Annotated in this window: 24 protein-coding genes; 18 read left to right on the top strand and 6 right to left on the bottom strand. The window is 65.9% G+C overall.

Annotation, left to right across the window (positions count from 1 at the left end):
* The first annotated feature begins 1 nt into the window (after position 1).
* From GV161_RS08185 to GV161_RS08165, 5 genes are all read left to right on the top strand, one after another.
* A complete protein-coding gene (locus tag GV161_RS08185; protein ID WP_152015181.1) occupies positions 2–709 on the top strand; it encodes an ABC transporter ATP-binding protein in 708 nt (235 codons plus the stop codon).
* Between the two features lie 268 nt (positions 710–977).
* Positions 978–2,153, top strand: coding sequence for an MFS transporter (locus GV161_RS08180; RefSeq protein ID WP_159650192.1), 1,176 nt, complete (start codon positions 978–980; stop codon positions 2,151–2,153).
* Positions 2,154–2,971: 818 nt separating this feature from the next.
* Entirely contained in the window at positions 2,972–4,420 is a 1,449-nt protein-coding gene (locus GV161_RS08175) for a porin (protein ID WP_152015183.1), read from the top strand.
* A gap of 123 nt (positions 4,421–4,543) precedes the next feature.
* Positions 4,544–4,852, top strand: a complete 309-nt coding sequence (locus GV161_RS08170) for a helix-turn-helix transcriptional regulator (protein ID WP_152015184.1) — start codon at positions 4,544–4,546, stop codon at positions 4,850–4,852.
* Positions 4,853–5,155: 303 nt separating this feature from the next.
* Complete coding sequence (locus GV161_RS08165; RefSeq protein WP_159650191.1) at positions 5,156–5,836, top strand: Crp/Fnr family transcriptional regulator; 681 nt, start codon at positions 5,156–5,158, stop codon at positions 5,834–5,836.
* Positions 5,837–6,081: 245 nt separating this feature from the next.
* Here the strand turns inward: GV161_RS08165 and GV161_RS08160 are convergent, their stop codons facing one another.
* Positions 6,082–6,990: a dihydrodipicolinate synthase family protein gene (locus GV161_RS08160; RefSeq protein WP_152015186.1), complete on the bottom strand. Its 909-nt coding sequence runs from the start codon at positions 6,988–6,990 to the stop codon at positions 6,082–6,084.
* A gap of 134 nt (positions 6,991–7,124) precedes the next feature.
* Between GV161_RS08160 and GV161_RS08155 the strand changes: the two genes are divergently transcribed.
* From GV161_RS08155 to GV161_RS08140, 4 genes are all read left to right on the top strand, one after another.
* The gene (locus GV161_RS08155) at positions 7,125–7,838 is read left to right on the top strand and encodes a FadR/GntR family transcriptional regulator (RefSeq protein ID WP_244624131.1); all 714 of its coding nucleotides are present in this window, start codon (positions 7,125–7,127) and stop codon (positions 7,836–7,838) included.
* On the top strand, positions 7,835–8,803 hold the full coding sequence (locus GV161_RS08150) for a tripartite tricarboxylate transporter substrate binding protein (protein ID WP_152015188.1): 969 nt from the start codon (positions 7,835–7,837) through the stop codon (positions 8,801–8,803). The genes GV161_RS08155 and GV161_RS08150 overlap by 4 nt, the downstream gene beginning before the upstream one ends.
* Positions 8,804–8,879: 76 nt before the next feature.
* Positions 8,880–9,353, top strand: a complete 474-nt coding sequence (locus GV161_RS08145; protein WP_152015189.1) for a tripartite tricarboxylate transporter TctB family protein — start codon at positions 8,880–8,882, stop codon at positions 9,351–9,353.
* 6 nt (positions 9,354–9,359) lie between these two features.
* Complete coding sequence (locus GV161_RS08140; RefSeq protein WP_152015190.1) at positions 9,360–10,865, top strand: tripartite tricarboxylate transporter permease; 1,506 nt, start codon at positions 9,360–9,362, stop codon at positions 10,863–10,865.
* Positions 10,866–10,931: 66 nt separating this feature from the next.
* On the opposite strand, the gene GV161_RS08135 is transcribed toward GV161_RS08140, so the two are convergent.
* The 3 genes from GV161_RS08135 to GV161_RS08125 are packed head-to-tail and all read right to left on the bottom strand — an operon-like array spanning position 10,932 to position 13,861.
* A complete protein-coding gene (locus GV161_RS08135) occupies positions 10,932–12,077 on the bottom strand; it encodes a serine hydrolase (protein ID WP_159650190.1) in 1,146 nt (381 codons plus the stop codon).
* 43 nt (positions 12,078–12,120) lie between these two features.
* On the bottom strand, positions 12,121–13,461 hold the full coding sequence (locus GV161_RS08130; protein ID WP_152015192.1) for an FAD-binding oxidoreductase: 1,341 nt from the start codon (positions 13,459–13,461) through the stop codon (positions 12,121–12,123).
* On the bottom strand, positions 13,448–13,861 hold the full coding sequence (locus GV161_RS08125) for a Rid family hydrolase (RefSeq protein ID WP_152015193.1): 414 nt from the start codon (positions 13,859–13,861) through the stop codon (positions 13,448–13,450). Before GV161_RS08125 ends, GV161_RS08130 begins: the two co-directional genes overlap by 14 nt.
* A 253-nt stretch (positions 13,862–14,114) precedes the next feature.
* Between GV161_RS08125 and GV161_RS08120 the strand changes: the two genes are divergently transcribed.
* From GV161_RS08120 to GV161_RS31100, 9 genes are all read left to right on the top strand, one after another.
* The gene (locus GV161_RS08120; protein WP_201302998.1) at positions 14,115–15,239 is read left to right on the top strand and encodes an FAD-dependent oxidoreductase; all 1,125 of its coding nucleotides are present in this window, start codon (positions 14,115–14,117) and stop codon (positions 15,237–15,239) included.
* Between the two features lie 64 nt (positions 15,240–15,303).
* On the top strand, positions 15,304–16,956 hold the full coding sequence (locus GV161_RS08115; RefSeq protein ID WP_152015194.1) for a peptide ABC transporter substrate-binding protein: 1,653 nt from the start codon (positions 15,304–15,306) through the stop codon (positions 16,954–16,956).
* 9 nt (positions 16,957–16,965) lie between these two features.
* A complete protein-coding gene (locus tag GV161_RS08110; RefSeq protein ID WP_152015195.1) occupies positions 16,966–17,916 on the top strand; it encodes an ABC transporter permease in 951 nt (316 codons plus the stop codon).
* Positions 17,917–17,918: 2 nt separating this feature from the next.
* Positions 17,919–18,803, top strand: a complete 885-nt coding sequence (locus GV161_RS08105; protein ID WP_152015196.1) for an ABC transporter permease — start codon at positions 17,919–17,921, stop codon at positions 18,801–18,803.
* 40 nt (positions 18,804–18,843) lie between these two features.
* On the top strand, positions 18,844–19,743 hold the full coding sequence (locus GV161_RS08100; RefSeq protein WP_159650189.1) for a LysR substrate-binding domain-containing protein: 900 nt from the start codon (positions 18,844–18,846) through the stop codon (positions 19,741–19,743).
* A 391-nt stretch (positions 19,744–20,134) separates the two neighbouring features.
* Entirely contained in the window at positions 20,135–22,249 is a 2,115-nt protein-coding gene (locus GV161_RS08095; RefSeq protein ID WP_244624132.1) for a TonB-dependent siderophore receptor, read from the top strand.
* A 2-nt stretch (positions 22,250–22,251) separates the two neighbouring features.
* The gene (locus tag GV161_RS08090; RefSeq protein WP_152015199.1) at positions 22,252–23,406 is read left to right on the top strand and encodes an ABC transporter substrate-binding protein; all 1,155 of its coding nucleotides are present in this window, start codon (positions 22,252–22,254) and stop codon (positions 23,404–23,406) included.
* Positions 23,407–23,734: 328 nt separating this feature from the next.
* On the top strand, positions 23,735–23,893 hold the full coding sequence (locus tag GV161_RS31105; protein ID WP_244624213.1) for a hypothetical protein: 159 nt from the start codon (positions 23,735–23,737) through the stop codon (positions 23,891–23,893).
* Positions 23,821–24,168 carry an aminotransferase class I/II-fold pyridoxal phosphate-dependent enzyme gene (locus tag GV161_RS31100; protein WP_244665378.1) on the top strand — a complete coding sequence of 116 codons (348 nt, stop codon included), beginning with the start codon at positions 23,821–23,823 and terminating at the stop codon, positions 24,166–24,168. Before GV161_RS31105 ends, GV161_RS31100 begins: the two co-directional genes overlap by 73 nt.
* Positions 24,169–24,441: 273 nt before the next feature.
* Here the strand turns inward: GV161_RS31100 and GV161_RS08080 are convergent, their stop codons facing one another.
* Complete coding sequence (locus tag GV161_RS08080; protein ID WP_152015201.1) at positions 24,442–24,816, bottom strand: VOC family protein; 375 nt, start codon at positions 24,814–24,816, stop codon at positions 24,442–24,444.
* A 161-nt stretch (positions 24,817–24,977) separates the two neighbouring features.
* Positions 24,978–26,093, bottom strand: coding sequence for an alanine dehydrogenase (gene ald, locus GV161_RS08075; protein ID WP_152015202.1), 1,116 nt, complete (start codon positions 26,091–26,093; stop codon positions 24,978–24,980).
* Positions 26,094–26,135: the final 42 nt, after the last annotated feature.

The following is a 26,135-nucleotide window of genomic DNA, read 5'->3' as shown; positions in this document are numbered from 1 at the left end:
CATGCTCGCGATCAACGGACTGCACAGCCATTACGGCCTGAGCCATGTCATCCAGGGCATCGACCTCTCGGCCGCGCCCGGCGAGGTGATCGGCATCTTCGGCCGCAACGGCGTCGGCAAGACGACGCTGCTCAAGACCATCGCCGGCTGGGTCAGACCGAGCGAAGGCGCGATCACACTCGGTGGGCAACCGCTGAACGGTCTCTCACCCGACCGGATCTGCCTCTCCGGCGTCGGGCTGGTGCCCGAGGACCGGCGCATCTTTCCCGGCCTCACAGTGGAGGAGAACCTGCAGCTTGGGCTGCTGCAGGTGCGCGGCCGCGCAGCCAAGGCGGAGCGCGCCGCCATCGACCAGATCTACGACCGCTTTCCCCGCCTCGGCGAGCGTCGCCGCCAGCTCGGGACCACGCTCTCCGGTGGCGAGCAGCAGATGCTCGCCATGGCGCGCGTGCTGGTCGGCGAGCCCAGGCTGGTGCTGGTCGACGAACCCAGCGAGGGGCTGGCGCCGATGATCGTCGCCGAGGTCTTCGCCATCGTGCGCGAATTGCGCGAGCGCGGCTGCATCGTGCTCCTCGTCGAGCAGAACGTGCACGAGGCGCTCTCGGTGACCGACCGCTTCGTCGTCATCGAGCGCGGACAGATCGTGCTCAGCGGAGATGCCGAGGACGAGTCCGACCGCACGCGCTTGCTGACGGCCCTGGCGGTCTGACGCCACGGCCAGGACCGCCAAGCCCGCTCCGCAACCCGGACGTCCGGCCGAAGGTGGCGAGCCCGCCCGAGGCCGGCGGCGTGGCCGCATGCAAATCCTGCAGGTCAGGCAAGGCGTGCCCGGCCCTCGACCACGCCGGCAGATTCGCGGAAGACCAGAGCAAGCCGGGATCGCGCGCGGCGCTGCCGAAAGGTGGCTCACTGGCCTGCGGATACGGCGACGGCGCTGGGAGGGGATCGCGTTGAAGCTGCCTTTGTGGGGGAGCGCCTTGAGCGCCACGCTCCTCGTGCAGGTCGTGAGCTCCTTCGCTGCCGCAGCCGTTCCTCTTCTCGGTCCGATCCTGACACAGCGCTGGAATCTGCCGCCGGAAAGCATCGGCTATGTTTCCTCCGCCGTCTCGATCGGCATCTGCTGGTGCCTGGCCTGCGGCGGCCCGATGCTCGACCATCACGGCCCGATCCGGACCTTGCAGATCGGCCTGGCGGCGATGTGCGTCGGCCTGATCCTGCTGTCGCAACCGGTCGCCATGCTCGGCTTCGCCGGCGCGCTCGTGCTCGGCCTCGGTACCGCGCCGAACAATCCGGCGGGCAGCACGATGTTGATGCGCACCGCGCCGCCCACGCATCGCAACCTGATCTTCTCGATCCGGCAAGCCGGCGTCCCGCTTGGCGGAACGATCGCCGGCCTCTCTGTGGCCCCGGCTGTCGTCGGACTCGGCTTTGTCCATACGATCTGGCTGATCGCGGCCATCGTCCTGCTCAGCCTGCTGGCGGTGCAGCCGTTCCAGAAGCGGCTCGATGTGGAGAGGGGGCCTGCGAACCGGCGCTGGGTCCGGATGTTCCTGTCGCCTTCGGCCGTGCGCCGCGCGGCCGACGTCATCCGCTCGCACCCGACCTTGCCGCTGCTCACCGGCATGGGCATCTCGTTCTCGGTCGCCCAGACCAGCGTCCAGGCCTTCACCGCCACTTATCTGGTGACACAGCACGGCAAGAGCCTGGCGGAAGCCGGTTACTTCATGGCCGTCCTGCTCGCCGCCAGCACGGTCTCGCGGATCGCCCTGGGCTGGCTGGCGGATCGCTGGCGCCGCGGCCTGCTCCTGCTCGGCCTGCTCCTGCTCGCCGCGAGCGCCGCGGTCGTCCTGCTCGTCTGGTCGGCGACGGGACCATCATGGGCCCTGTACTGCTCGGTCGCCTGCATCGGCGCGACGTCGCTGGGATGGAACGGGGTCTACATGGCCGAGCTGGCGCGGCTGGCACCGCCCACGCAGATCGGCGATGTCACTTCCGCGGCGAACCTCTTCGGCTTCACCGGTTCGTTCTGCGGCCCCCTGATCTTCGCCTTCATCGCCAGCCGGACGGCGAGCTTCGATTGGCCCTATCTACTGGTCGCGGCCCAACTGGCCGCCTGCGGCGTCTTCGTGCTCTGGCGGCGCAACTGGCGCTGAGGCTCCAGCGACGTCAACTGACCTGGACGCTCTCGCTCGTCCCGCTGCTAGAGCAGTTTCGCAATTCTCCGAATCGCGGAACTGCTCTAGGCCTTTGTTTTATCGCATTTTCTTCACGCGAACCGGTGTCCACTTCGCTCGAAAATGCTCTAGGCCTCGCCATGGTCAAGGGCGACTATCGCATGGACATCTGGAGCGGACGGCCGACGCAGCTTATCGACATATAGGCGTCGTCTTGGCGCCCTACCGGGTGAATGGCTTCGCCAAGCTCGGTTAGGAGGATTCCAGTAGCCGCGACGTGCACTTCGGCGCCGAGCTGATCGGGTTCCTGGGCTCGGGATTCGCCTTCCAGAGCGCCAGGCCCGAGCGCAATGTGGCGCTGATCTCTGTCGGTCCCGACATCCGCATTGCCCCTGTCGCCACGCTCGGAGCCGGCTTCGATGGCGAGATCTCCGCCAGGGCGGAGTGCAATGCCGGCCCTGCGACATTCGAGATCGTGTTCCGAGGGCGCATGCGCCTGAAGACGGCAAACCTTCTGAGCAGGGGTCATTGCCAAGGCTTACGCTAAGCCGTGGTCATTCCCCGAAATTTTCTCACAGTACGATGAGATTTTGTTGGTGTAACATGTCATCGAATGTGAATTATATCACTTCCGAATAGTGAAGAATATCACATGTGTTCAGATTGCAACATGAAGTGACTCTATTAGATCGTGTGAATAACTTCACCGTCGAGAATTTCTGAAAACAATACCAATCGTGTGGGTTGATTCAAACGGACTCAGCCAAGGCGTAAAGCCAATTCAATTGGAGGTATTGATGAAGAGCTTCGTTTCAGCATTGGGCATGGTTACGGCGGCCTTCGCCGTTGCCACCAGTGCCGGCGCTGCCGATCTTCCGTCGCGAAAGGCCGCTCCGGTCGAGTACGTTCGCGTTTGCTCCGCCTACGGCGCGGGCTTCTTCTACATCCCGGGCACCGACACCTGCTTGCGCGTTGGTGGTCGTGTCCGTGCTGAGTACACGGTCGGCTCGCGCTTCGGCAACAGCCAGGACTCCTACGGCACCCGCGCTCGCGGTCGCTTGAACGTCGACGCCCGCACCGCGACCGCCTACGGCACGCTGCGTACGTTCTTCCGGTACGAGCTGACCAACAGCTCGAACTTCTACAACGGCGCGCTCGACGGCAACCAGGGCATCATCGCCCCGGGCACGGTCCGCACCTCGCAGACCTCGACCGCTTCGAACCTCGATCTGGCCTTCATCCAGTTCGGCCCGATCACCGCTGGTCGCGCTCAGTCGTTCTTCGACTTCTATGCGAACGACTTCGGCTTCTCGACGATCCGTACGGCTGACTCGCGCCTCAACCTGTTGGCTTACACCGCCACCTTCGGTTCGGGCTTCTCGGCCACCGTGTCGCTCGAAGACCGCACCACCGGCACCGGCTCGCGTGACAGCTTCGCCGTCACGACCCGCACGATTGCCGGCGCTCGTGTCCGCACGGAAGCCGATGGCACGGCCACTCTTCAGTCCCTCGACTTCGGTCGTGCGGTTGCGATCGGCGGTCAGGACTTCCCGGACATCGTTGCTTCGCTCCGCGTCGATCAGGGTTGGGGTTCGGCTCAGCTGTCGGGTGCCTTCCGTCAGAACCGCGTCGGCGCTCTGACCGTGACGCTTCCGGGTCAGGATCCGTTCGTTGTCGGCGGCACCCGTGGTGGTGACGACTATGCCTGGGCCATCCAGGGTGGCGTGAAGATCAACCTGCCGATGCTTGCGGCTGGCGATCACCTGTTCCTGCAGGCCGCCTATGCTGACGGCGCTCTCGGCTACATCGGCTACGGTGGCGCTGCCGGCACTGGTCGTCTGACCCGCATCACGGTTGCCGACATCGGCTTCGATCCGGTCACGGGCAACGTCAAGAACTCGACCGGCTGGTCGGTTGTTGCCGGTCTGCGTCACTTCTGGACCCCGCAGCTGCGTTCGGAGCTCTACGGTTCGTACAGCCAGCTCAGCCTCGGCCACACCGCTCGTGCGGCCTTCTACGCTCCGGGTGAGGTTGTCCGCGCTCTGGATCCGAAGGAAATCCTGGTCGCTGGCAACCTGATCTGGTCGCCGGTCTCGGGTCTCGACATCGGTGTCGAGGTTCTCTACGCCCGCACCGAGTACAAGGCTCGCGTTGTTCCGACCAACGATCTCGGTGTTCGCGCCGGCGCTGGCATCAAGAGCGACGACGCTTGGGCTGGGCGCCTCCGCATCCAGCGCGACTTCTGATCAAGACGGGTCCTCGGCTTCGGCCGGGGACCCTTTCGTTTTGCGGCTTGCCGCTCGGAGAGCTGGCCGACAGCCGTCCACGCTTCACCTGGAAGCGCAGACCGTTTCGTTCGGGGTCGGAAGATGAACGGCGAACAATGTCGCAGTGCACGCGCGATGATGGGCTGGTCGATCAAGCAGCTCAGCCGCCAGATTCGCGTGAATGAGAGCACGATCAGCGATTTCGAGAACAAGGATCGTGTCCGGCTCGAAACGAAAAACAGAATTCGATCGCTGTTCGTGACAAATGGGATCGAGTTCATCGAGGACGACAGTGGCATCGGCCTTAAGCGCCGGCTCAAGCTGGATGAATATCTCACTCGAAACGAAGAGCGAGTGTCGCGCCGCGTGTTTGCGGAGCTGGAGTCGTTCAGCATCGACGCCACCGGCTGATCGCGCTGGCCATACCCCCCATTTGGGTGGTTCGCGGACACCAGCTTCATTGGATAAGCCGGAGCGAAATCGAAGGCTGCGGGACTGAAATGCACGTCGCACCCGCCGGGTTTGCAAGCCGGCGAGGGCGTAAGCCGGGGGAATTCGTCGTCGGGTGCGCGATCCGCAGCGCGACGTCTGGATGTGTCGGAAGGGGAGGGCGTCATAATCGTGGGTGCGCAAGAGAAGAGCCGGGACGGCGGGGCCACCCACACGATGCCTATGGGGTCTGCCATGTTCGCGGCTGCGCCTCGGGGGACGGCCATGTCGATGGCAAGTCGGACAGCGGCGCTGGTTCCGCTGCCAGGCTTGTCGCTGGGAGGGCGCTTTCCCAAGCGACAGTTCGCCAAGGGTTCCTTCATCAAGCAGCCAGAGGACAAGACGAACGCCGTCTACCTGATCGAGGCAGGAAAGGTGGCGGCCTTCTTTCTGGGCCCCCAGGGACACGACGTTCCGTTCCCGGAGCTGGAAGCGGGGGATTTCGTCGGCGATCTATCGGCATTCGACGGCGACGAACCAGCAACCTATTTCCAGGCCGTCGAGGACACCACTGTCCTTGTGATGAGCCAGGGGCAATTCCGCGAAACGGTGCGGAACCTGCCGGAATTCGCCGAGCTCGTGACGAAGACATTGTCCCGTCGCTTGCGGACGATGCGGCGTCTCTACCTTGAGAATAGATTGCTGCCGATGAAGATGCGGCTCTATTCGGAACTGCTCCGTTACGGTGTCCGGGACGAGCGGGGGCGGCTGCGCATTTCGCCGATGCCGACGCACGCTGAACTGGCTCGCAAGATCGCGTCGCAACGCGAGACGGTCACGAAGCAGATGAGCCAGTTGATGAAGATGGGGATCATCGATAGCTCCGATGGGCTCATCACGATCGCGGACGAAGCGTATCTACGTGCGGAGATCAGCAAGGCTCTGGGGGGCAGCGATGCTCAATAGGAACTCCTGCTGTGATTTTATTCACAGATTTTAGTGCCCAATTCGTTAGTATCCTGCTTGGTTGGTAGCCGAATTGGTTCTCAACCTCCAAAAGAGTAGACTTGAGGGAGGCGGACCAGGAATCCGTCTCCCTCTTTTACCTCAAGCATTGGCGGACAAGGGCGGGTGCCGCACTTCACGGACGGTAACGCGATCGCCATTGATCTCCTCGTCGCCGCGGCTGGCATTGCCGATGAGGGTTTTTCCTAATGACTGCTAGCTTCGAACAATCCAGCCCGCCGGGCATGGTCGCGAACGAGCTCCAGTCCGAATGCCGTCGGTCGCATGGCAGGCGCACGATCGTGGATCTCGATGCCTGCACGCGCCCCGAAGAGGCGCTTGCCGTAGCAGATCAGGCTTTCCAATGACTGCATGATGAAGACGATCGTCGGCAGCACCTCGCGATAGCTTGCCTCGGCCGTGATCTCGTCACCCGAGACGAAGCTCTCATAGATCGCCACCGTGAGGTCGATCAGCTCGGGCGCGAGGATCATGCCGACGCAGCCGGCGCGCAGGTTCTCGATCAGCTCGAGCCCGCCGCGCCCGTTCATCACCGGCAGCCTGCCTTCGGTCGTCTCGATCAGCTGCCGGATCTCGGTCGCCGGCCCCTCGCCCTTCACCAGCCTGATGTTCGGATGCTGCGCGACGAGGCTGCGAATATCCTCCGCCGACAGGCCGCGGCCTATATAGGCCGGCGCGTTCTGGATCGCGACCGGCAGGCTCGTCGCATCCGCGATCCGGCCGAAGAAGCGGATGTATTCAGTTGCAGCGAAACTGCCGACCATCGGCGGCTGCAGGATAACCCAGTCGGCCTTGGCCGCCTCGGCTGCCCTGACCAGCTCGACCTGCTCGGCGACCGAAGTGCCGTAGATGGTGAAGCCGAGCGGCTTCAAGCCCCCGACATCCTCCGAGGTCCATTCCATCACCGTGCGCCGCTCCGGCACGGTCAGCTTGGAGACTTCCGTCGCAAGGCCGAGCGCCGCGACGCCATGGGCGCCATGCTCCAGGCAGATCTCGACCTGCCGTCGCATCGCTTCTCGGTCGAGGCGCTCCTGTGCGTCGAACAGCGCATAGAGGATCGCATGGATGCCGGTGAACGCGGTCTGAGTGGTCATGGCCGGGCCTCGCTTCAATGATCAGATGTTAAACATCAGATGAATGCTTGCACGCAAGCCCCGGACATGACAGTTTCCCGCCACGGGAGAGAAAACGGGCCATGGCGCGAGGCAGCAAGCCAGGAAAGATCGGTATGATGGTCGCAGCGCTCGGCGCCGCGATCGTGCGCGGCGAGATCGCCTCGGGTACCGTGCTGCCAGCCGAACCGGAGCTCGCCGAGCGCTATGGCGCCGGCCGTAGCGTCGTCCGCGAGGCCGTGAAGATCCTCGTCGCCAAGGGCTTGCTCAGCGTGCGCCCGCGCCATGGCACGCAGGTTCGCCCGCAGCATGACTGGACCCTGCTCGACCGCGAGGTGCTTGGCTGGATGCGCAGCGAGGACGGGCTCGACCGTGCGCTGCTGCTCGCTCTGGAAGAGACGCGCGAGATCATCGAGCCGGAGGCTGCGGCCCTGGCAGCGATCCGCGCGACGCCCGCGGACCTCGCCAGCATCCGCGCGGCGCTGGCCGCCATGCAGGCCGACCAGGACGATCCGCAGGCGGCCATCGCTGCCGACAAGCGCTTCCACCTGGCGATCCTCGACGCCACCAACAACCCGATCCTGCGCAGCTTCCGTGGCGCGATCGACACGATCCTGAGCACGATGTTCGATTTCACCGTCGACGTCTTCGCCGGCAACCTCGCCAACCATGCCGCAGTGGTCGACGCGATCGCCGATGGCGATGCCGAGCGAGCGAACCAGGCGATGCGGCGGGTCCTCGGCTACACGCGCCGCCACATGCTCTCCAACCCTGCTTTGGCGGGTGGAACCGATCCAAACAAAAAAACTGCACCAGGAGAAACGCCATGAAACTCGCAAAATTGCTGCTCGCTGCCGCCGTCGCGGCGGTGTCGCTGCCCGCCTTTGCCGCCTGGCCCGAGCGCCCGATCACCCTGGTTGTGCCCTGGGCCGCCGGCGGTGGCACCGATGCGGTCGCCCGCGTCCTCGCGGCCGGGCTGGAGAAAGAGCTCGGCAAGCCGGTCAATGTCGTCAACCGCACCGGCGGCGGCGGCGTGGTCGGCCATACCGAGATGGTCAACGCCAAGCCCGACGGCTACACGATCGGCCTCGCGACGGCAGAGGTCACGACCTATTACTGGTCGAACACTGCTCCCTTCACCTATGAGAAGCTCACCCCGGTCGCGTTGGTGAACTTCGACTCGGCCGCCTTCAACGTCGCCACGAACTCGCCCTGGGCGGACCTGCGTGCCGCGCTCGACGACATCAAGAAGCAGCCTGTCGGTCACTACAAGCTCTCCGGCATGGCAGCTGGCGCCGCCTATCACCTCGCCTTCGCCGGCCTGCTCCAGCTCGAGGGCATCAATCCCAAGAGCGTCACGGTCGTGCCGAGCCAGGGCGCGGCGCCCGGCTTCCAGGAACTGGCTTCCGGCGGCGTCCAGATCGTCCCGTCCTCCCTGCCCGAGGGCAAGCCGATGTTCGATGCCGGCCGCGTCAAGTCGCTGGCGGTGATGTCGAAGGAGAAGATCGGCGCGTTTCCGAGCGTGCCGACCGTCAAGGACGCGATCGGCAAGGAGTACGAGGGCGGCACCTGGCGCGGGCTCGCCGCCCCGGCCGGCCTGCCGGCCGATGTGACGGCCCGCCTCGTCGAAGCCACCGAGAAGGTCGCAAATTCCGAGGCCTACAAGTCGTTCCTCGCCGAGCGCGGCTTCGGCTACGCCTTCGCCAAGGGCCCGGCTTTCGGCAGCTTCCTCGCTACCCAGCACAAGAACAACGGCGAGATCATGGGCGCGCTCGGCCTGCGTCTGCGCCAGTAGTCGATCGCTCTTCGGACTGTTTCAGGGCGCGGCGGCTTCGCCGCGTCCCGTTTCCATCGCGCACACCGAGCACGCCATGAAGTTCAACGATCTCTTCGGAGGCCTCGTCTTCCTTGTCCTGTCGGGCCTGGTGGCGGCTGCGTCCTGGAACCTGCCGAATCCGTCCGAGCAACCGCTGGGGCCCTCGGCCTTCCCGCTGATCCTGTCCGGACTGCTGGCGCTCTGCGCTGCGATCCTCGCCGTCAACGGTGCCCGCGCGACGCAGGCCGGTCCGCTGGTCGGCCTTGCCGACTGGGCCCGCAGCGGCAGTGCGCTCGCGCGCCTGCTGCTGGTGCCCGCGGCGGTGATCTTCTACATGCTCGGCGCCGAGACGCTCGGCTTCCTGATCTGCGCGCCGCTGATCCTCGTCGTCCTTTTCCTCGCGGGTGGCACCAGGCCGTTGCAGGCCATCTGGCTTTCTCTCGCGGCCGCTCTCGTCATCCACTCGATCTTCTATCTGGCCCTCGGCGTGCAATTGCCCTGGGGACCGCTCGAACCCTTGCGCTGGTAAGCCGCCATGCTCGACGCCTATGTCACCGCGCTGGGGATGGTGCTCGATCCCTATGTGCTCTTCGTCATCACCGCCTCGGCGATCTACGGTCTCGTCGTCGGCTGCATCCCCGGCCTCTCGGCGACGATGGCCACTGCGCTGCTGGTGCCGCTGACCTTCTTCATGCCGCCGGTGCCGGCGATCGCTGCGATCGTCACCACCTCGACCATGGCGATCTTCTCCGGCGATATTCCAGGCTGCCTCCTGCGCATCCCCGGCACGCCGGCCTCGGCGGCCTATGTCGACGATTCCTATCAGATGACGCTGAAGGGCAAGCCGGAACTCGCGCTCGGCATCGGCCTCTGGTTCTCGGTCCTGGGCGGGCTGTTCGGTACGGCGGTGATGATGGTGGCTTCTCCGGCCATCGCCGATTTCGCGCTCGGCTTCGGCTCGGTCGAGTTTTTCTGGATCGTCATGCTCGGCCTCGGCGGCGCCGTCTTCATCGGCTCCTCGACGCCGCTGAAAGCCTGCATCTCGCTTCTGATCGGCCTGCTGATCGCGATGGTCGGCATGAACAACCCGGCTGGCCAGCCACGCTTCACCTTCGAATCCACCGAGATGCTCGGCGGCGTCTCGCTGATCCCGATGATGGTCGGCATGTTCGCCTGTTCGGAGGTGATGCGCCACATGGTCTCCGACGGCAGCGCCCCGCATGCCGTGGTCCAGAAGATCGGGCCGATCTTCGCCAATATGTGGCGCCTGACCAAGCAGTATCCCTGGCAGCTCATCCGCGGCAGCGCGCTCGGCACCATCATCGGGATCCAGCCGGGCAGCGGCGCCGACATGGCGGCCTGGATGTCCTATGCGATGAGCAAGCGCTTCTCGAAGGAGCCGGAGAAGTTCGGTACCGGCCATCCGGAAGGGCTGATCGAGGCCGGCGCCTCCAACAACTCCTCGCTGGCGGGCGCCTGGATCCCGGCCCTGGTCTTCGGCATCCCCGGCGACTCGATCACCGCGATCGCCATCGGCGTGCTGATGATGAAGAACATGGCGCCGGGGCCGACGATCTTCGTCAACAACCCCGAGAACGTCTACGCGCTCTTCCTGGTCTTCGTCATCGCCAACCTTTTGATGCTGCCACTCGGCTGGGCGATCATCAAGGTTGCGACGCGCGTGCTCTCGGTTCCACGGCGCGTGCTGATGCCGATCATCCTGCTCTTCGCCATCGTCGGCTCCTACGCGATCAACAACTCGCTGTTCGACGTCGGTGTCATGCTCGCTTTCGGCGTGCTGGCCTTCGTGCTCGAAGAAAACGACTTCCCGGTCGCGCCGGTGATCCTCGGCGTCGTGCTTGGACCGCTCTTGGAGGAGTATTTCATCAACTCGATGATCAAGTCAGACGGCAAGCTGATCGGCCTGGTCGACCGGCCGATCGCCGCCGTCCTCGCTGCCATCACCATCGGCATCATCGGCTGGACGATCATCGCCTCGGTGCGCGCGTCCGGCCGAACGGAAAAACTCGCCGGCGAATGAGCTGCGCGCCTGGCGCGGACACTGAAGGGAACTCTCTAGCGGGTTTGAGCCGGGAGCATTGCCAGCCTAAAGACTGTTCGCCAGGGCTACGAAAAAGGCGTCGTCGTTGATTTCCAGGCGACGCCGGTAGCCTGGCTTGGAGCGGGCGCTCAGCACCACGACCACCAGGCGCTTGCGCGGGTTGATGTGGATGAACTGCCCGTAGATGCCTTCGGCCTGGAAGGTGCCCTTCAAGGCGGGATCGTTGAGCACGGGGATCCACCACATGTAGCCATAGGGGATCAGCGTCTCGCCGATCCGGTAGGGCGCCCCGGCTTCGTCCCGCCAGCCTTCTGGCAGCAAATCTTGCGAGCCGGTCCGCCCCTGGTCGAGGACGAACTGGCCGAAGCGGGCATAGTCGCGCAGCGTCGCATGCAGGCCGCTCCCGGCGATGCCCATGCCGCCGGGGCTCTCGCACCACCACGACGCGTCGGCCTCCATGCCGATCTTCGACCAGACCTTCGTCGAGAGGTAATCGGCGAGAGTGGTGCCGGTCGCATGTTCCAGCACCAGGCCGGCGAGATAGGAATCGCCGGTGTTGTACTTCCAGGAACCGCCCGGCGGCGTCTCGGCGGGCAGGCTCTCCATATGCCTGACGATGCCGCCCGGCTCCCAGTTCATCTGGGTGTCCATCAGCAGGCGCCGGTCGGAGGTCGGGTCGGCATAATCCTCGTTCCAGCGCACCCCGGTCGCCATGCGCAAGAGCTGGCGCACCGAGACCGCGGCATAGAGCCCGCCGAGCGGCACGTAGCGTGTCACGGGATCGTCGAGGTTTTCGATCGCGCCCTCGCGCAGCGCGATGCCATAGAGCGTGGCGGTGACCGATTTCGCCAGCGAGCAGGACTTCCACTGCGTCTGCGGCCCGATGCCGAGCGAATAGCTCTCCTCGATGACGGCGCCGTCCTGGAGCACCATCAGCCCAGCGACGCGGTTGACCGAGAGATAATCGTAGAAATCGAAGGTTCGGCCGTGATCGCGGATTTCCAGCGGCGGCAACCCGCGGCCGGCATCGGGGAGCGACGAGACGGTAGCCCCCCGCTGCACCACACGCGACGGAAACCAGCCGGCCTCCTGCGACATCGCCGCGACCATCTCGTCGGGCCGCAGCGTGCCGTCGTAATAGCGGCGGATGTGCTCGCGCGCGGCAGCGTCCATGCCCGTTCCCTGGGTCATCTTCGATCCTCTCGAAACCCGTTCCGCTCTGCCATCGTCGTCATCAGAGCGGGGCATGCGGTGCCGAATAGGTGCCGCGGACGAAACGGTCCAGCCTGAGCGGCGCCAGGATCGCGGCCGGGGTCTCGCCTCTGGCCAACCCGGCGACATGTCGGCCAACCGTAGGAGCGAGCCCGAAGCCATGGCCGGAGAAGCCGGTGGCGACGATGAGTCCACCGATTTCGGCTGGTGCATCGAGCACCGGCAGCGCATCCGGCAGGACGTCGATGCGGCCTGCCCAGGATTTGACGATCTCGAGGCTGGCAGCTCCGGCGAAGAGCTCGCGGACGGTTGCTCCCGTCTGCGCTGCGAGCGTGGCGTTGGGCAGGATGCGCGGGCGCCGCGCTATGGCGCACTCACGATCCGGCACGGCCAGGCGTTGGTGGAGATCGTCGACGAAAGGACGCCCCAGTCGCAGCGAGAAGCCACCGCCATGGCGCAGCAGCCCTGGCAGGAAGAAGCGGGCGGCCCGGAAGGAATCGAGGGACAGGTCGATATCGGAGGTCGAATCGGCCGCAATGATGCAGGAGCCGTCGGCCCGTTGGCGCAGGCCGATGCCGAAACCGCAGAAGCAGGCCTCGCTCAGCGGCGGCAGCGGCGCAGTCAGGGAGACGGTGCTGCGCACGCTCTGCTGCGGCAGCGACAGTCCGAGCGGGGCGAGGAGCCGGTGGCTCTGGGCGCCGGCAGCGCAGACCACGGCGCCACAGCGGATCAGGCCGTGCTCGGTCTGAACACCGCTGACAGCCCCGCCGGAGGTTTCGATGGCGAGTGCACCGCAATCCTCGATGATGCGGACGCCGCGCCTTGCCGCGGCCCGGGCGAAGGCCAAGGTCGCCAGCACCGGCTCGGCCTGCCCGTCAGTTGCGGTGTAGAGCGCGCCTTCCGCCCTGCCGTCCAGCGACGGCAGCAAAGCGGTGACCTCGCCGGCGGAGAGCAGCCGGGCATCGCGAGCGGTATCGCGCGTTTTCTCGTGCCAGCCGGCGAAGGCGGCCATTTCCTTCTGCGTCGCGGCGACGAAGACGCAGCCGGTCCGGCGCCAGCCGACGGTGGTCTCGAGCTCGCGCTCCAGGTCCGGCCACAACGCGAGCGCCTCAACGGCGAGCGGCAGCTCCATTGGATCGCGGTACTGCGTCCTGACGAAACCCCAGTTCCGGCCGGATTGCTGCGAAGAGACCTTGTCGGCATCGAGCAGCACCGTGCTCAGCCCGGCGCCGGCGAGATGGAAAGCGGCGGCGGCACCGATGATGCCGCCGCCGATGACGACGACATCGGCCTGCCCAGGGAGGGAATCGGCAGCCGCGATGACGTCATCGGGAACGTGCGAGCGCAGGCTAAGCATCGACATCGACGATGGCGTCCATGTCCATCTCGACCAGGATGTCGGGATCGAAGAGGCCAGCCTCGACCGTGGTGCAGGCCGGCTTCACCTCCCTGAAGGTCTCGGCGAACACGGCCATCACCGCCTCGTAATCGGCCGCGCGGGCGATGAACATGCGCACGCGGACGACATCGGTGAGCCCTGCTCCGGCCTGGGCGAAGGCGGCCGCGGCGTTGCGGAAGAGCTGGCGGGTCTGCTCCGCCGCACCCTCGGCCAGCGTGCTCGTCGCATAATCGTAGCCGGTCGTGCCCGACAGCATTATATGCGCGCCGACGACGACGGCGCGGCTGTAGCTGTACTGCGCCTCGAAGGCGCTGCCGGATGAGATGTTGCGCCGGCGCGGCGCTTGCAAACCGGTCCCGCTCATGGGTGTTGCTCCGCTGATCTGTTCGGGCCAAGGCAAGCCCCGACGCGGCGGCGATGTCGATTTCAATAATTGGGGGCGGGGCTCAGGGAATTCGGCCCGTCCGCGTGCTGCCCAGCGACCCAGCTTTTGAGGTGCCGGCCCCCAATTATTGAAATCGACTGCGGGTCGGCGCGGTGCTGTCGTTGATCCTGCCGGTGGGTGGCTGCCGGTGGCCGATGACCGGAAAGCTGGTGCGGGGACGATGCGGGTCGACGTGATCATTGTAGGCGGCGGGATCGCGGGAGCATCCGCGGCCTATTTCCTGTCCCGGCACGGATCGGTCGCGCTGATCGAGCGCGAGGAGCAGGCCGGCTATCACAGCTCGGGCCGCTCGGCCGCGCAGTTCACTGTCGGGATCACCGCTCCGACTATGCGGCGCATGGCGCAGGCGAGCCGCGCTTTCCTCGAAGCGCCGCCGGTCGGCTTCTGCGCCCATCCGATCATGACGCCGCGCGGCTGCCTGACGGTCGCCGCCGCCGGCAAGGAAGACAGATTGGCGCGGCTGGAGGAGCGCATCCTCTCTGTCGGCGCCAGGGCTGAACGATTGGACGGCCCTTCGGCGCTCGCGCTCTTTCCGGCGCTTCGGCCGGAGAGGGTCCATGCTGGTATCAACGAGCCCGATGCCATGGACATCGATGTCGACATGCTGCTGCAGGGTTATCTGCGCGGCGCCAGGGCGAACGGCGCGACGATCGTGCTGAAGGCGGGCGTCGAGGTCATCCGTCGCGACGTAGCCGGCTGGACGGTAGCATGGCCCGGCGGCGCGGCGCAGGCGCCGCTGCTGGTCAATGCCGCCGGCGCCTGGGCCGACGAGATCGCCGGCATGGCCGGCGTCGCCCCGCTCGGTATCGTGCCCAAGCGCCGCACCGCTTTTACCTTCGCGCACCAGGCCGACTACGACGCCCGCGCCTGGCCGCATGTCAGCACTGTCGATTACCGCTGGTATGTGAAGCCCGAGCCCGGCTGCCTGATGGGCAGCCTCGCCGATGCGACGCCGACCACGCCGGGCGATGCCTATGCCGACGATCTCGATGTCGCGCAGGCGATCGATAATATCGAACAGGACACCAGCTTCCGGATCGGCCGGCCGCTGAGCCAATGGGCCGGCCTGCGCAGCTTCGTCGCCGATGCGGAACCGGTCGCCGGCGCGCGGCCGTCGGAACCGGGCTTCTTCTGGCTGGTGGGGCAAGGCGGCTGCGGCATCCTGACTTCGCCGGCGATGGGAGAGGTGACGGCGGCCCTGCTCGCCGGGCGCGCGTTGCCGGCCGTCATGACCGAGCTCGGTGTCACGGCCGCAGAGCTGTCGCCGACCCGAAGCAGCCTGGAACGGTCCGGCTGAACCATCAGCCGAGCAGACATGACCGAGGCTGAACACAGCCCGGACACAATGAGGGGAGATCGACATGACGGACCCTGACAACCGCAGGACATATCAGAGCCGGCGCGAGGTGCTGGCGCTCGGCCTCGGTGCTACCGCGCTGGTCGCAGGAGGTGCGCAGGCGCAGCCGCGTCCGCCGCAGCAGCCGAAGGGCCAGGTCGTCGCGGGCCTCTCGCAAGAGCCGACGGTCTTCAATCCGCTGATGCCGGGCAGCGAGGTCGACCAGGGCGTCTGGTGGCAGCTCTTCAGCCCGCTCTGGTTCGTCGATCCCGACGGCAGGCTCGTGCCCGATCTCGCCAGCGAAGTGCCTAGCATCGGCAATGGCGGCCTCTCGGCCGACGGACTGAGCTGGAAGATCAAGCTGCGGCGGGACGCGAAATGGCATGACGGCACGCCGTTCACCGCCGAGGACGTCAAGTACACGTTCGACCTGATCAACACGCCCGGCTTTCGCGTGCGTAACCGGGTCGGGCACAGTCTGGTGCGCGACATCAAGGTGGTCGCGCCCGACGAGATCCACTGGCGCATGGAGAGCGCCTATTCGCCCTATCTTTCGATCCTGGCGCTGACCTTCATCGTGCCCAGGCACATCCTGGAGAAGGCGCCCGACCCGAATACGGCGCCGTTCAACGGGGCGCCGGTCGGCACCGGCCCATTCCGCTGGGGCGAGCGCGCCGCGGGCGACCATCTGCTGCTGCGGGCCAGCACCACCTATCATGGCGACGGCCCATATCTGGAGCGCATCGTCTTCAAGTACATTCCGGACCTGACTGTGCTCTACACGCAGTTCCGCACCGGTCAGGTCGACTATCTCGGCATCGGCGGCATTGCGGCGCATTTCGTCAAGGAGGCGCAGGGTCTGCGCGGCCGACGGATCTCGCGCTCGCCGACGCCGTTCATCGAGCATATCGCGCTCAATCTCGAATTCGGCCCCTTCGCCGACAAGGCGGTGCGCGAGGCGCTCTATCTCGCCATGAACAAGGCGGCGCGGATCGACGCGCTCTATTACGGCCTGCCGGTGCCGACCGAATCCTTCCTGCCGCGCGAGTCCTGGGCCTATGACGACGGCCTGCCGGCGCATCGCCACGATCCGGTCAGGGCCAACGCCATCCTCGACGCGGCCGGCTGGGTGCACGGCGCCGACGGCATCCGCCAGAAGAATGGCATGCGCCTCGAATTCTCCAACTCGACCACGGTCGGCAATCCCGGTCGCGAGCAGTCGCAGCAATTGCTGATGCAGGATTGGCGCGCGATCGGCGCGAGCTTGCGCATCAACAACATGCCGGGCGCCGTGATCTGGGGGGATTTCTGGCAGAAGTCGAAGTTCGAGTCGGTGATGGTCGGCTCGAACTTCATGATCGGCAACGATCCCGACGTGACGCCGCGCTTCGCCTCGACCGCGATCCCGGCCAAGGCCGGCGCGGGGCTCAACACCTCCCAGTACAGCAATCCCGAGATGGACCGATTGCTCGCCGCCGGCGCCAGCCAGTTCGACCCGCAGGAACGCAAGACAATCTACGGCCAGATCCAGCGTATCATCCGCGACGACCTCGTCCTTTTGCCGATCTACCAGACCGTGCTGGCCGAGGGCATCAAGGAAGGTCTGCAGGGCTTTGCGCCGAACATCAACTGCTCCTCGAGCTGCTGGAACATGCGGCGCTGGTACTGGGCGGCGTGACCGGCTGAGATGGGGCCGTTCCTCGCAAGGCGACTCTGGCAGTCGCTGCTCCTCCTCACGATCGTCTCGGCGATCGGCTTTGCCATCCTGCACCTGGCGCCCGGCGGGCCGATGTCGCAATTCGCCCAATCGGCCCAGATGACGCAGGAAGATCTCGACCGGATCAGCCGCGAGCTCGGTCTCGATCGGCCGCTGCCGGTGCAGTATCTCGATTGGCTGCGGCGCATGCTGACCGGCGACTGGGGCCGCTCCTATCGCGACAATGCCCCGGTCTGGAGCGTCATCGCCTCGCATCTGCGCGCGACCTTCGAATTGATGGCGGCCTCGACCTTGATCGCCATGCTGCTCGGCTGCGCCATCGGCATCCTCGGCGCGATCCGACGCTATTCGATCTTCGACATGGCGGCGACGGTCGGCGCCATGATCGGCCTGTCGATCCCGACCTTCTGGTTCGGCCTGATCGCGATCTATTTCTTTTCGGTCGAGCTCGGCTGGCTGCCGGCCGGCAACCGCCAGACGATCGGCGACGGCTCGCTCGCCGACGTGCTGCACCATATGATCGCGCCGGTCCTGGTCCTGGCCCTGGTCGAGACGGCGATCTGGGCGCGCTTTACGCGCTCGGCCGTGCTCGACGTGGTCGGCCAGGATTACATCCGCACCGCCCGCGCCAAGGGCCTGCCGGAGCAGGCGGTGCTGCGCCGTCATGCCCTGCGTAATGCCTTGCTGCCGCTGATCACGCTCGCCGGCCTGCAGTTTCCGACCCTGCTCGGCGGGGCGCTCGTAACCGAGACCGTATTCACCTGGCCGGGCATGGGCCGGCTCTTCCTCGATTCGATCGAGTACCGCGACTATCCGGTGGTGATGGGCATCCTGATGCTGTCGGCGCTGATGGTGCTGATCGGCTCGCTGATCGCCGACATGCTCTACGCGGTCGCCGATCCACGCATCAGGCTGGGCTGACCATGAGCGCAGACGTATTCCAGTTGCCGATCGATTCCGAAAGCCTTGCCCGGAAAAGCGGCTGGAGCCGCTTCCGGCGGCACCGGCTCGCCATGGCGGGCTCGGCGGTGATCCTCATCCTGGCGCTTACCTGCTTCCTCGGCCCGTTTCTGCTGCCGTTCGACGAGACCCATATCGACGTGATGAACCGGTTCGCGCCGCCGCTGGCGGGCGCGCATCTGCTCGGCACCGACGAACTCGGCCGCGACATGCTGGCTCGCCTGATGATGGGCGGGCGCATCTCGCTCGGCATCGGCTTTACCGCGATGGCGATCGCGATCGCCATCGGCACCGGTGTCGGCATGATCGCCGGCTATCACGGCGGCGCCGTGGGCTCGCTGCTGATGCGCTTCGTCGACGCGATCCTGTGCTTTCCGACGATCTTCCTGCTGCTGGCGCTGGCGGCGCTGGTCAAGCCGGGTCTGACCTCGATGGTCCTCCTGATCGCCGCGACCTCCTGGATGAATGTCGCGCGCATCGTCGAGGCGCAGATCAAGTCCCTGCGCGACCAGGACTATGCCATGGCGGCGCGCTCCTTCGGCGCCTCGCATCTGCGGGTGATGCTCCGCGAGCTCCTGCCCAACGCCACGGCGCCGATCGTCGTCGCGGCGACGCTGAACGTCGCCCGCGCCATCCTGCTCGAATCCTATGTCAGTTTCCTCGGCTACGGCATCCAGCCGCCGGCCGCGAGCTGGGGAAACATGCTCAATAACGCCCAGATCTACCTGACGAGCGCGCCATGGCTTGCGATCCTGCCCGGGATCGCCATTACACTGGCGGTGACGAGCTTCAACTTCACAGGAGACGGGCTGAGGGATGCGCTCGACCCGCGCATGGACATCCGATGAGACGGGCGGCCGCGACAGCACCGCGCCCGAGCCCGCAGCCATGACCCGCCGGCTGCCCTCGCTCAATGCCTTGCGCTGCTTCGAGATCGTCGCCGCCCAGCTCAGCATCAAGAAGGCCGCAGCGGCGCTCAATGTCAGCGAGAGCGCGGTCAGCCGGCAGGTCAAGATCCTCGAGGACCAGCTTGGCACGCCGCTGTTCCAGCGCACCCACAACGGGCTCGAGATCACCGATGCCGGCCAGCGCCTTGCGCTCAGCGTTAAGGAGGCGTTCGATCACATCGCCGAGGCGATCACGCCGTTCCGCGCCGAGCAGGAGACGGTCACGATCAAATGCCTGCCGACCTTCGCGCTGCGCTGGCTGCTGCCGCGCCTGAAGGCGTTCCAGGAACGGCACCCGCTGGTGAAGGTCAGCGTCCAGACCCGGCTGAACGACATGACGCTCAACGATGCCGACGCCGATCTCGGCATCCGCTACGGCATGGGCAACTGGCCGCTCGATTGCGTCACCGAGCTCTATCCGGAATGGATCCTGCCGGTCTGCGCGCCATCCTATGGTGGCGGCCGCTTCTCCGGCGCGGACCTGCCTGAGGCGACGTTGCTCCATCCGCTGCCCGACCGGCGCGACTGGCGGACCTGGTCCGAGAAATCGGGAATGCAGATCGAGACCCGGCATGGGCTCGATTTCGATGCGCTCGACATGGCGCTGAGCGCCGCCGAGGCCGGGCTGGGTGTCGCCATGACTGATGTCGTCCTCGCCCATGAGGCGATCCAGGACGGCAGGCTCATCGTGCCGCTGCGCAAGGCCGTTCCGACCGGCATTTCCTATTACCTCGTCCGGCCGCCGGGCATGCGCCGGCGCCGCGAGGTTAAGCTGGTCGACGAGTGGATCTGCGACGAGATCTCTGCCGCACGCGAACTGGTCAGGCGCTACGCCGCCTGAAGGCGCCTGCCTCTAATTTTCAGAAGCCCCCCACGAATAAACGCGGTCGACGGTCGAGGCCGCACCGCGCTACCGCATCGCTCGATCATGAGATGACGTCGCGCGAGCGTTCGTGCGGCGCTGTCGGTGTGCTCGCGAAAATGCATTGATTGAAGTAATTATAAAGTATTCGTTGCAAAATTGGCACGTAGATCTGCGATCTATTGATCGTATTGCATTACAACGTCCGCGTGCTTTTCTTTTTCGCCCGTGACGAACAGGGTCCCCCGCCAGCTGGAATCAACTCCGGCGGCGGTCCCGGGGTCTCGTTATGCCGAAAATTCGTCTCGCAATGTTGCCATCTCGGTCGGTTCCCTGCGGTGCTGCCGGGCGCGCAAGGCTCGCGCTGTCCTTGCTGGCGGGCACGGCCCTTGCCGTCCTCGCCGCTTCGGCAGCAAGTGCCCAGGAGCGCAATGACGGTCAGGTACGGCTCGACGAGATCGTGGTCGAAGGTCCGGCCCGCGCCTCCGGCGTGCCGGCGCCCTTCGCTGGCGGCCAGGTCGCCCAGGGCAGCCGGCTCGGCCTGCTCGGCAATGCCGAGACGCTGAAATCCCCGTTCAGCACGACGAGCTACACCGGCGAACTCGCCCGCAATCTCCAGGCCTCGACGGTCGCCGACGCGCTGATCCTCGATCCGTCGGTGCGCAGCTCGCATCCCACGGGTGGCACCGTCGATTCCTTCAATATCCGCGGCTTTCCGGTCGGCGAGGGCAATAGCGGCGAGATCGCCTTCGACGGCGTCTATGGCGTCGCGCCGAACTATCGCGTCTTCACCGACTATGCCGAGCGCATCGAGGTGCTGAAGGGCCCGGCGGCGGCGCTGACCGGCATCGCGCCCAATGGCGGCGTTGGCGGCGTGATCAACGTCGTGCCCAAGCGCGCCGAGGGCAATCTCACCCGCGTCGGCGCCGAGTTCTCGTCGCGGGCCTATGGCGGCGCGACCTTTGACGTCGCTCGCCGTTTCGGTGCTGGCCGCGAGTTCGGCGTGCGCGTCAACGGTTCGCTGCGCGGTGGCGATACGGCGGTGAACCGGCAATCCGAGACGACCGGCATCGGCTCGCTGGCGCTTGATTATCAGGGCGCGCGCTTCCGCAGCTGGCTCTATGCGCTTGCGCAGCGGGACGAGCTCGACGCGCCGAACCGTCCGTTCCTGATGACGCGGGGCCTGCGCGTCCCCTCGGCCCCAAGCGGGCGCGAGAACGTCATCCAGCCTTGGGAATGGTCGCGCATCGATGATCGCTCGGTGCTGTGGAAGAACGAATTCGACCTCACCGACAACATCACCGTCTTCGGCAATGCCGGCGGCTCGCAGACCCGGGTCGAGCGCTTCTTCGGCCTGCCGACCATCCTTAACGCCCGTGGCGATACCAGCCACACGCCGCAATATTTCGATCTCGGTGTCAGCCGACAGAGTTACGAAGCCGGCATCCGCGCCCGCTTCGAGACCGGCTTCGTCAAGCATTCGCTGACGCTGCAGGCCTCCTATTATCGCGAGACGCTCGAACGGGCCCTGACGAACGGCACGGCCGTCCTCTCGAACATCTATGCGCCGAGCTGGAGCGCCACGCAGTTTGCGAGCCGCGCCCCGCGCACGCGCCTCTCCGACAGCGACCTGACCAGCTTCGCGCTGGCCGACACGATGTCGGCCTTCGACGACCGCGTCATGCTGACGCTCGGTCTCCGGCGCCAGTCGGTCGCGACCAACAATTATGCGGCGGGGACTGGCATCCTGACCTCGGCCTATGACGAGAGCGCCACCACGCCGATGGTCGGCCTCGTGCTGCGGCCGCTGGATTACCTCTCGGTCTACGCGAATTACGTGGAGGGCCTGAGCCGCGGCGACGTCGCCCCGACCACAGCGAGCAATGCCGGCGAGACCTTCGCACCTTACCGCACCAAGCAGTACGAGGCGGGCGTCAAGCTGCAGTATGGCAGCTTCGGTGCCTCGCTCGCCGGCTTCCAGATCAGCAAGCCCAGCGGCGAACTGAATGGCGGCCTGTTCTCCGTGACCGGCGAGCAGCGCGTGCGCGGGCTCGAGCTCAGCGTCTATGGCGAGGTCACGCCGCAGCTGCGCCTGTTGGGTGGCGCCTCCCTACTCGACGGAAAGCTGACCAAGACCGCGGTTGCCGCCAATACCGGCAACCGGCCGATCGGCGTTGCGCCGATCCAGCTCAATCTCGGCGCCGAATGGGACGTGCCCTGGCTCAGGGGCCTGACGCTCACCGGGGCTCTGGTCTACACCGGCAAGCAGTATGTCGATGCGGCCAATACGCAGTCGTTGCCGGACTGGACGCGGTTCGACCTTGGCGCGCGCTACGCCACCGAGATCGCCGGGCGCAAGACCGTGTTCCGCGCTACGGTCCAGAACGTCGCCGACACCAAGTACTGGTCGAGCGTCGCCTCCTTCGGCACCTTCTATGTCGGCGCGCCGCGCACCTTCCGGCTGTCGATGTCGATGGATCTTTGAGCATGCGCTGGGCCGGGCTCAGCGCTGTGACCGCCCTGCGCTGGCTTGCGCTCTTGCTGCTGACCTGGCTCGCGCTCATGCCGGCGCGCGCGGTGGCGGAGATCGTCACAGTGACCGACGTGGCGGGACGACAGGTCTCCGTCACGGTTCCCGTCCGGCGCGTCATCCTCGGCGAGGGCCGACAGATCCACGTCACCGCGGCGCTGGACCGCGATGACCCGTTCGGCCGCATCGTCGGCTGGGGCGAGGACTTCGAGAAATCCGATCCCGACACGTATGCCGCCTATGTCGCGCGTTTTCCGCAGGAGGCGGCGCTGCCGCGCTTTGGCTCGCCCGGTCGCGGCGCCTTCGATATCGAGAAGGCGATCTCGCTGCAGCCCGATCTCGTCGTGCTCGGCGCCGAGATGCAGCGCCCGGCCGAGGAGATCCGCCTGGTCGAGCGGCTGGCGGCGCTGGGCATCCCGGTCGTCTATGTCGACTTCCGGCATGCGCCCTCGCGGAACACAGAGCCGTCGCTGCGCCTGCTCGGACAGCTCTTCGGCAAAAGCGAGGTCGCCGAGGCACTGATCGCCTTCCGGGCTGCGGAGATCGCTCGCGTGACGGAGCGGCTGGCCGCGGCCGGTCCACTCGCCAAACCACTGGTCATGCTCGACCGGATCCCCGGCTATTCCGACGAATGCTGCCTGACCTTCGGCAATGAGAATTTCGGCGCCATGGTTGCCGCAGCAGGCGGCATCAATCTCGGCAGCGAGCTGCTCCCCGGCACGTTCGGGACGATCAATCCCGAGACCATCATCGTGCGCGATCCCGACGTGGTGATCGTCACCGGCGGCAACTGGGAGGCGCTGGCGCCGAGCGGCGCCTGGGTCGGTCTCGGTCCCGGCGCCGATCTTCGCAAGGCGCAGGAGAAGCTCGCCGCGCTGGCGGCGCGGCCGGCCTTCCGAGCGACGAAGGCGGTCAGGGCCGGCCGCGTCCACGCGATCTGGCACCAGTTCTATACGAGCCCCTACCAGTTCGTGGCGCTGCAGCGAATTGCCCGTTGGCTGCATCCCGGGCTGTTCGCCGATCTCGATCCTGACGACACGCTTCGCCGGCTGCACGCGCGTTTCCTGCCGATAGCCTATCGGCCGGGATACTGGATCGATATCGAGCGTTAGCTGCATGGGAGCCGGAAGACGTGGAAACCAGCACCATCGTCATTCGACCGCCGGCCCAGGCCTGAGAGCTGCGAACGGCTAGCTGCAACCCTGCAGGCCTATGTCGGTGCTCGAACGGGCCAGCGGCGCCGGAGCCTCGTTCCCTCTCGGACGCGATATCACCGACGGCCTCGCTCCAGGGTGCTCGCCATCGTTGACGAGTATGGACGCGGATGGCCGCGCATCTGGCGCGGACTTTGGCCGGGACGGGCACCGCCCATCTGGCAGCCCCCTTCGTTGGCGCGCGGTGGGTGGCTTCGTGACGGGCTCCAACAGCGGAGCGAACGCGATGGTCGCCACCACCCAAGCCGAGATCGTCCGTTCGCTCGGCGTGGACGTGCTGTGGTTCATGGCGATCCACGCGGCGCCGCCTCGCTGCGAAGCGCGCTGGCCGATTATCTGGCTCAGGACCGGGGCCTCGTGGTATCATCCGGCGAGTTGCTGGTGACGTGCGGGAGCCAGATGGGCCTGTTTCTGGCCGCGACTGCGATCCTGGACGCCAGCCAGGTGATCGCAGTGGAGAACCCGGGCTATTCGCTCACCTGGGCGGCATTCCGGGCCGCCGGCGCGCGGGTTGTCGGGGTGCCCGTCGATTCGCAGGGCATCGACATCGGCAAGCTCGCAGCCCTGGCGGAACGCGAGCCGGCCCTGAAGGCGGTCTATGTGACGCCGCATCACCGGTATCCGACCACCGTAACGCTCGGGGCTCCTCGGCGAGGATAGGCTGGTAGACCGCACTCGTTTCCGGATCGCCGCAAGCAGCCGCCAGTGACTGGGGCAGCGTTGCACCACAAGCGGACTTTAGCTCTCTGCCCAAAAGCAAATTCTAAGGCGCAGCGACGGAACGACCGGAAGCGACCCTTCTGGGATTGCGCGGAGGTCCGGCTCCTGGTGGGCCGATTGATTCGAAAGGAGAGGCCGAGATCGGGGCTGTCTGCTTGCCGGCGGATTTCCGGAAATGCAGGATGATCTTCGGCGCGGCTGTTGCCGATTGTGTTACTTCTTTGGCCGAGAGCGCGCGGTGAGCTTGTTTCCGTCGGGATCGCGAAGGTAGGCGACGAACGCTCCATTCGGGCGCTCGCTGGGTGGGCTCTCGATCGCCGTCCCGCCATGCGTTGTGCCGGCCTTGTGCCACGCGAGAACATGGTCACGGCTCGCAGCGGCGATGCCGATAGTCCCACCGTTGGCCGCGGTTGCTGGATTGCCGTCGATCGGCTTCGTGATCATCAGCCGACCGTCGTTGTGGGCATAGATCAACCTGCCCCTGGCATCCATTTCGCCCGGCTCGCCTCCCAACGCGGCGAATGTGGCGTCGTAAAAAACTCTGGCCCGCTCCAAGTCGTTGCTGCCTATCATGACGTGAGTGAACATATTTTTCTCTCCGAAAAGGGCCGGGCGGACATTCGGCCTGTGTTCGCCGGCCTCCGGTGCGGTCCGGAAGGAGCGTTTCAGACCTTGTGAGGGCACGGGAAGGGAGCAGGATCACAGTGCGCTTCCGCCCCCTGTCGTCCTTTGAAGCTAGAGCTCAATCATCAGGCGGCAATCGCCTTTTGAACCGACTCGTATGGCTTGTTGAGGCTCTCGGCGACCTGGAGGTTTGTGATTCGGCCTCGATGCACATTCAGGCCGGCGGCGAGGTGCGGGTCTTCTTCAATCGCCTTCAGGCCACGTGCCGCCAATGCCAGGCCGAACGGCAGCGTGGCGTTGTTCAAGGCATAACTCGATGTGAGCGGGACAGCTCCGGGCATGTTGGCGACGCAATAATGAATGACCCCTTCGATCTCGAAGGTCGGCGAAGCGTGCGTCGTTGGTCGGGATGTTTCGAAACAGCCGCCTTGATCGATCGCAACATCGACGAGCACCGCTCCGCGCTTCATCCGCGAAAGCTGTTCGCGGGAAACGAGACGGGGGGCTGCTGCGCCCGGAATGAGGACGGCTCCGATCACAACGTCGGCCGCGAGCACCTCTTCTTCGATGGCCTGTTGGGTAGAAAAGCGCGTTCTTACGCGACCACCGAAATGCTCGTCCAGTTGCCTGAGGCGGGGGAGAGACCGATCGAGAATGACAATGTCAGCTCCAAGCCCAGCGGCCATCCGGGCGGCGTGTGTCCCAACCACCCCACCGCCAATGATGGCAACGCGCGCAGGCGCTACGCCCGGCACGCCTCCGATCAGCATGCCTCGGCCACCCGCGTGCCGCTGCAGGCACGATCCCGCTGCTTCGATCGAAAGTCGACCGGCAACTTCGCTCATGGGAGCGAGCAGAGGGAGGCCGCCAAAGCGATCCGTCACCGTTTCATAGGCGACCGCGGTTACGCCGGAATTCAGCAGGCCTGCCGTCTGCTCCGGATCCGGAGCCAAGTGCAGGTACGTGAAGAGAATTTGTCCTTCGCGAAGCTGGGTCCATTCCGACGGCTGAGGCTCTTTGACCTTCACGATCATCTCAGCCTTGGCGAAAATCTCGGCAGCGGTTGCCGCGATGCGTGCGCCGGCAGCTTCGTAAGCCTGATCTGAGGCGGAGATGCCAGCACCGGCATTCGTCTCGACAAGCACCTCGTGCCCCGCAGACACGTACTCTCGCGTGGCTTCCGGCGTCAGGCCGACCCGATATTCATGGACCTTGATTTCCTTGGGAACCCCCACGCGCATTTTACCCTCCCGAGTTTGGAGCAGCGATAGTAGCGCATGAGC

This window comes from Bosea sp. 29B, from assembly GCF_902506165.1.
In the GTDB taxonomy this organism is placed as follows: Bacteria; Pseudomonadota; Alphaproteobacteria; order Rhizobiales; family Beijerinckiaceae; genus Allobosea.
The sequence above is the reverse complement of the archived record's forward strand: the minus strand, read 5'-3'. Positions and strand labels throughout refer to the sequence as shown.

Bases quoted from the DNA above. Each gene is read 5' to 3' on its own strand.
- GV161_RS08150 (WP_152015188.1), top strand. From the start codon at position 7,835: ATGAAACTCGCAAAATTGCTGCTCGCTGCCGCCGTCGCGGCGGTGTCG.
- GV161_RS08140 (WP_152015190.1), top strand. From the start codon at position 9,360: ATGCTCGACGCCTATGTCACCGCGCTGGGGATGGTGCTCGATCCCTAT.
- GV161_RS08145 (WP_152015189.1), top strand. From the start codon at position 8,880: ATGAAGTTCAACGATCTCTTCGGAGGCCTCGTCTTCCTTGTCCTGTCG.
- GV161_RS08130 (WP_152015192.1), bottom strand. From the start codon at position 13,461: ATGTCGATGCTTAGCCTGCGCTCGCACGTTCCCGATGACGTCATCGCG.
- GV161_RS08160 (WP_152015186.1), bottom strand. From the start codon at position 6,990: ATGACCACTCAGACCGCGTTCACCGGCATCCATGCGATCCTCTATGCG.
- GV161_RS08135 (WP_159650190.1), bottom strand. From the start codon at position 12,077: ATGACCCAGGGAACGGGCATGGACGCTGCCGCGCGCGAGCACATCCGC.
- GV161_RS08170 (WP_152015184.1), top strand. From the start codon at position 4,544: ATGAACGGCGAACAATGTCGCAGTGCACGCGCGATGATGGGCTGGTCG.
- GV161_RS08175 (WP_152015183.1), top strand. From the start codon at position 2,972: ATGAAGAGCTTCGTTTCAGCATTGGGCATGGTTACGGCGGCCTTCGCC.
- GV161_RS31105 (WP_244624213.1), top strand. From the start codon at position 23,735: ATGGTCGCCACCACCCAAGCCGAGATCGTCCGTTCGCTCGGCGTGGAC.
- GV161_RS08110 (WP_152015195.1), top strand. From the start codon at position 16,966: ATGGGGCCGTTCCTCGCAAGGCGACTCTGGCAGTCGCTGCTCCTCCTC.
- ald (WP_152015202.1), bottom strand. From the start codon at position 26,093: ATGCGCGTGGGGGTTCCCAAGGAAATCAAGGTCCATGAATATCGGGTC.
- GV161_RS08165 (WP_159650191.1), top strand. From the start codon at position 5,156: ATGTCGATGGCAAGTCGGACAGCGGCGCTGGTTCCGCTGCCAGGCTTG.
- GV161_RS08080 (WP_152015201.1), bottom strand. From the start codon at position 24,816: ATGTTCACTCACGTCATGATAGGCAGCAACGACTTGGAGCGGGCCAGA.
- GV161_RS08185 (WP_152015181.1), top strand. From the start codon at position 2: ATGCTCGCGATCAACGGACTGCACAGCCATTACGGCCTGAGCCATGTC.
- GV161_RS08115 (WP_152015194.1), top strand. From the start codon at position 15,304: ATGACGGACCCTGACAACCGCAGGACATATCAGAGCCGGCGCGAGGTG.
- GV161_RS08090 (WP_152015199.1), top strand. From the start codon at position 22,252: ATGCGCTGGGCCGGGCTCAGCGCTGTGACCGCCCTGCGCTGGCTTGCG.
- GV161_RS08125 (WP_152015193.1), bottom strand. From the start codon at position 13,861: ATGAGCGGGACCGGTTTGCAAGCGCCGCGCCGGCGCAACATCTCATCC.
- GV161_RS08105 (WP_152015196.1), top strand. From the start codon at position 17,919: ATGAGCGCAGACGTATTCCAGTTGCCGATCGATTCCGAAAGCCTTGCC.
- GV161_RS08155 (WP_244624131.1), top strand. From the start codon at position 7,125: ATGATGGTCGCAGCGCTCGGCGCCGCGATCGTGCGCGGCGAGATCGCC.
- GV161_RS08100 (WP_159650189.1), top strand. From the start codon at position 18,844: ATGACCCGCCGGCTGCCCTCGCTCAATGCCTTGCGCTGCTTCGAGATC.